The organism is Streptomyces sp. ADI96-02 (assembly GCF_003846185.1).
Taxonomy (GTDB): domain Bacteria; phylum Actinomycetota; class Actinomycetes; order Streptomycetales; family Streptomycetaceae; genus Streptomyces.
The window spans coordinates 1,676,011-1,680,303 of record NZ_ML123034.1; the positions used below are offsets into that span (position 1 = coordinate 1,676,011).

Annotated in this window: 2 protein-coding genes; one reads left to right on the forward strand and one right to left on the reverse strand. The window is 76.4% G+C overall.

Annotated elements, in window-relative coordinates:
- Positions 1 to 585 (forward strand): ABC transporter permease (locus EES43_RS07340; protein ID WP_241192341.1); only part of this gene is annotated, 585 nt, incomplete at its 5' end.
- A 40-nt stretch (positions 586 to 625) separates the two neighbouring features.
- Here the strand turns inward: EES43_RS07340 and EES43_RS07345 are convergent.
- The gene (locus EES43_RS07345) at positions 626 to 3,964 is read right to left on the reverse strand and encodes a BTAD domain-containing putative transcriptional regulator (RefSeq protein ID WP_124267968.1); all 3,339 of its coding nucleotides are present in this window, start codon (positions 3,962 to 3,964) and stop codon (positions 626 to 628) included.
- Positions 3,965 to 4,293: the final 329 nt, after the last annotated feature.

Below are 4,293 nucleotides of genomic sequence, written 5' to 3' on the forward strand. Positions count from 1 at the left end.
CTGGTGCCGGGGCTGATGGCGATGATGGGCATGAACATCGCCATGGCCGTCGGCACCGGGGTCAACGACGACTTCCGCAAGGGCGTGATGGACCGGTTCCGGACGATGCCGATCGCCCGCTCCTCGGTGCTCATCGCCAAGATCGTGGTCGAGATGGGCCGGATGATGGTGGCCACGCTCATCCTGCTGGCCATGGGATTCCTCCTCGGCATGGAGCTGGGGACCTCGGTGTTCGGGCTGCTCGGGGCGGTCGCTCTGGCGGCGGTGTTCGGCGCGGCGATCATGTGGATCTTCATCCTGCTGGGGCTGAGCATGAAGACGGCCCAGGCGGTCCAGGGAACGGGGATGCTCGTGCTGATGCCGCTCCAGTTCGGGTCGTCCATCTTCGCGCCGCCGCAGACCATGCCGGGCTGGCTCCAGACGTTCACCGACTACAACCCGCTGTCCAACCTGGCGGACGCGGTGCGCGGCCTGATGATGGGCGGGCCGGTGGCCCACTCGGTCTGGACCACGCTGATCTGGGCGGCGGTCATCACCGCGGTCATGGCGCCGCTGGCCGTCTCGAAGTTCCGCCGGAAGACCTGACGGGAACCGGCGGCCGGGCGGCGTACGGGCGGTGCGTCCGCTACCGGTACGCGTCCGCCAGGGCGACGGCCTCCGCGACCGTGAGGCCGCCGCCCCGCGCGTACGCCGCCGTGTACGCCGCGTCGTCGATCCGGGCGCGGACCGCCGCCTCGGCGTCGGCCCGGTCGCGGCGCTCCATCGTCGTCAGCACGTGCCCCTGCGGCAGCAGCGCCGCCTGGAGGCCCAGCAGCCGGGCGGCGTCCTCGGCCGATCCGGCGGCCCCGTCGAGCCCGGCGAGGGCGCGGGCCATCGTCAGCAGCTGGATGGCGGGCATGTGCGGCGCGACCATCTCCGAGAGCCGGCCCCGGGAGCGGCCGAGCGCGGTCAGCGCCTTCTCCAGGGCGGAGGCGTGCGCGCCGTCGAGGTTGTCCAGCCAGGCCATCACCCCGATGACGAATCCGTCGAAGAGGCCGACCGTGCGGGAGCCGAACTGCTCCAGGAGCAATCGCAGTTGCTCGCGCGCCTCGTCGGTGAGGCCCCGCCGTCCGAGCAGGAAGCCCAGGTGCAGCCGGGCCATCGGCATCGCCTCGTTGCCCGCGTACCGGCCGGCGTCGATGATGTCGCGCAGGATGGCTTCGGCTTCGGCCGTGCGGTCGAGTTCGGTGAGCACCGCGGCGTAGCGGGCGCGCAACAGCGCCACCTGGGCCTGCGCGCCCAGCTTCTCCGCGTAGGCGACGGCGGCGCGGTAGTCGTCGGCGGCGGCGGTGTAGCGGCCCCGGCGCTCGTTGGCCTCGCCCCGGGAGGAGAGCGCTTCGGCGGCGCCCCAGTCGTCGCCGATCCGGACGAAGATCCGCAGGCTCTCGTCGGCGTCGGCCAGCGCCTCCCCCGTCCGGTCGGGGCGGTTGGCCAGGAAGTTGGCGCGCATCTGGAGGGCCGCGGCCAGCTCCCACGCGTAGCCGAACTCCCGGGAGGCGCGGACCGTCGCGTCCGTCAGCTCGCGCAGGTCGTCCAGCTCGCCGGAGAGCATGACCGCGATCATCCACAGCGAGCCGGGGGTGCGGCAGGTCTGCGGCTGGCCGGGCCGGTAGGTGCGGGCGATGATCCGCAGCCGCTCCTGGTTCTCCGGGGTCATCCACTCGTCCATCGCGTGGTCCATGTTGACCAGCTGGATCAGCGCCACCCCGCGCCGCGCCTCCTCCCGCCGTACGGGGTCCATCGGCGGCGGCAGGTCGGTGACGCGCTCCAGGAGCGAGGGGGCGCGGACACCGGGCGGGGCGAACGGGTCGGGGCCGAGCGAGGACGCCGCCTGGGCCCACTGGCGGGACTCCGTGCGCAGATCGCGCATCATCCAGTACCAGGAGAGCGACAGGACCAGGCACAGCGCCTCGTCCTCGTCCTTCTCGGCGACGGCGAAGCGCAGGGCGCCGCGCAGGTTCTCGTACTCACGCCGGAAGCGTTCGATCGCCGCGCGCTGGCCGGGCCCGCGCAGCTCGGGGCCGGCGGTGCGGGCCAGTTCGCGGTAGTGGACCAGGTGGCGGTGCTCGACGGCGGTGCGTTCGGCGGCCTCGTCGAGGCGGCCGGCGGCGTACTCGCCGACCGTCTCCAGCAGCCGGTAGCGCATCCGGCCGTCGCCGCCGGGCGCGGCGACCACGAGGGACTTGTCGACCAGCGAGCCGAGGAGCGCGGCGACGTCGAGCGTGTCGACGACGGGTCCTTCGCCGGGCGCGGGCAGCGCGCAGACCTCCTCGGCGGCGGCCAGGTCGCAGCCGCCCGCGAAGACGGCGAGGCGGCGCAGCACGGCGCGTTCGGCGGCGTCCAGGAGGTCCCAGGACCAGTCGACGACGGCGCGCAGGGTCTGCTGGCGGGGCAGCACGGTGCGGCTGCCGTTGGTGAGGAGGCGGAAGCGGTCGTCGAGCCGGTCGGCGATCTGGCGCGGGGTGAGCATCCGCAGCCGGGCGGCGGCGAGTTCGATGGCGAGCGGCAGTCCGTCGAGCCGCCGGCAGATCTCGGCGCAGGCCGCCGCGCTCTCCTCGTCGGCGTCGGGGCGGAATCCGGACCGGGCGGCGGCCCCGCGTTCGGCGAGGAGCCGCAGCGCCATGGGATCGGGCAGCGGGTCGACGGGGCGGACGAGTTCGCCCGGCACGCCGAGGGGTTCGCGGCTCGTGGCGAGGACGGTGAGGTGCGGGCAGCGGGCCAGCAGGTGGTCCGTGAGGGCCGCCGCCGCCCCGACGACGTGCTCGCAGTTGTCCAGCAGGAGCAGCATCCGGCGGTGGGCGCAGTGCTCGGTGAGGCGGACGAGCGGGTCGCCGCCGCCGCGTTCCACGGCCCGCAGCTCCTCGGCGCCGGCGCCGCGCAGGACGGTCTCGCGGGCGCCGAGCGCGCTCAGTACGGCCTCGGGCACGGCGTCCGGGTCGTCCACGGGGGCCAGTTCGGCCAGCCAGACGCCGTCGGGCCAGGCGTCGGCGGCGGCCTCGGCGGCCTCCTGGGAAAGCCGGGTCTTGCCCGCGCCGCCGGGGCCGAGGAGGGTGACCAGGCGGCTGCGGCCCAGGTCCTCGCGGAGCGCGGCGATGTCGCTCCCGCGGCCGACGAAACTGGTGAGCCTGGCCCGCAGGTTGCCGGGGGCGGGCGGCGGCGCGGTCGACGGCGCGGGGGCGGGCGGCCCTGGGACGGGCGGCGCGGGCTCCTGGTGGAGGAGGGCGGCGTGCAGGGCGCGCAGCTCGGGCCCGGGGTCGGCGCCGAGGCGGTCGGCGAGCAGGGTGCGCACCTCTTCGTAGGCCGCCAGTGCCTCGGCGGGGCGTCCGGCGTCGCGCAGGGCCGTGACGCGCAGGGCGTGGAGCGGTTCGTCGAGGGGGTGCGCGGCGCACAGGGCCGGCAGCTCCCACAGCGCCTCGTCCGCCCGTCCGAGGGCGAGCAGGGCGGCGAGCCGGTCGCGCCGGGCGTCGAGCCGGCGGGTCTCCAGGCGGGCGGCGGGCGCGGTGCGGTCGGGCAGGTCGGCGAGCGCGGGGCCGGACCACTCGGCCAGGGCCTCGTCCAGGGCGGCGAGGGCCCGGTGCGCGCCGCCCTGCTCCAGGGCCCGGCTCCCCTCCCCCGCCAGTCGCTCGAAGCGGTGCAGGTCGACGGCGTCCGCCGGGGCCGCGAGCCGGTAGCCGTTCTCCTCGGACGCGACGGCCGCCCGTCCCAGGGCCCGCCGCAGCCGTCCGACCAGGGCCTGCAGGGCACCGGCCGCGTCGGCGGGCGGTTCGCCGTCCCACACCTCGTCGACGAGCGCTCCGACCGGGACGGTCCGCCCGGGGCGCAGCGCGAGGACGGTGAGCAGGGCGCGCAGCCGCGCCCCGCCCAGGGGTACGGCGGTGCCGTCGTCGCGGAGTGCCCGGGTGGTCCCGAGGATGCAGTAGCGCACGCGCCCATTGTCCGCGACGGGCCGGACCCGTCGCGCCGGGGCCGGGCGGAGGGCTCAGGGAGGCAGGGCGAAGGGAGGGCGAGGGGAGGGCGAGGCCGGGGCGAAGGGGCAGGGCGAGGGGAGGCAGGGCGAGGGGAGGCAGGGCGAGGGGAGGCAGGGCGAGGGGAGGCAGGGCGAGGGGAGGCAGGGCGGAAGGCGGGCGGCGGCCTTCGGCGAGGCGCGGGCGGGGAACCCGGGCGGCGGTCCGCCGCGTTCCCGGTCCGTGCGCGTTCGCCTCCGGCCGGGTCGTCCGCCTAGTGTCGCCCTGTCACCCGCAGCCGCCCCCGTCT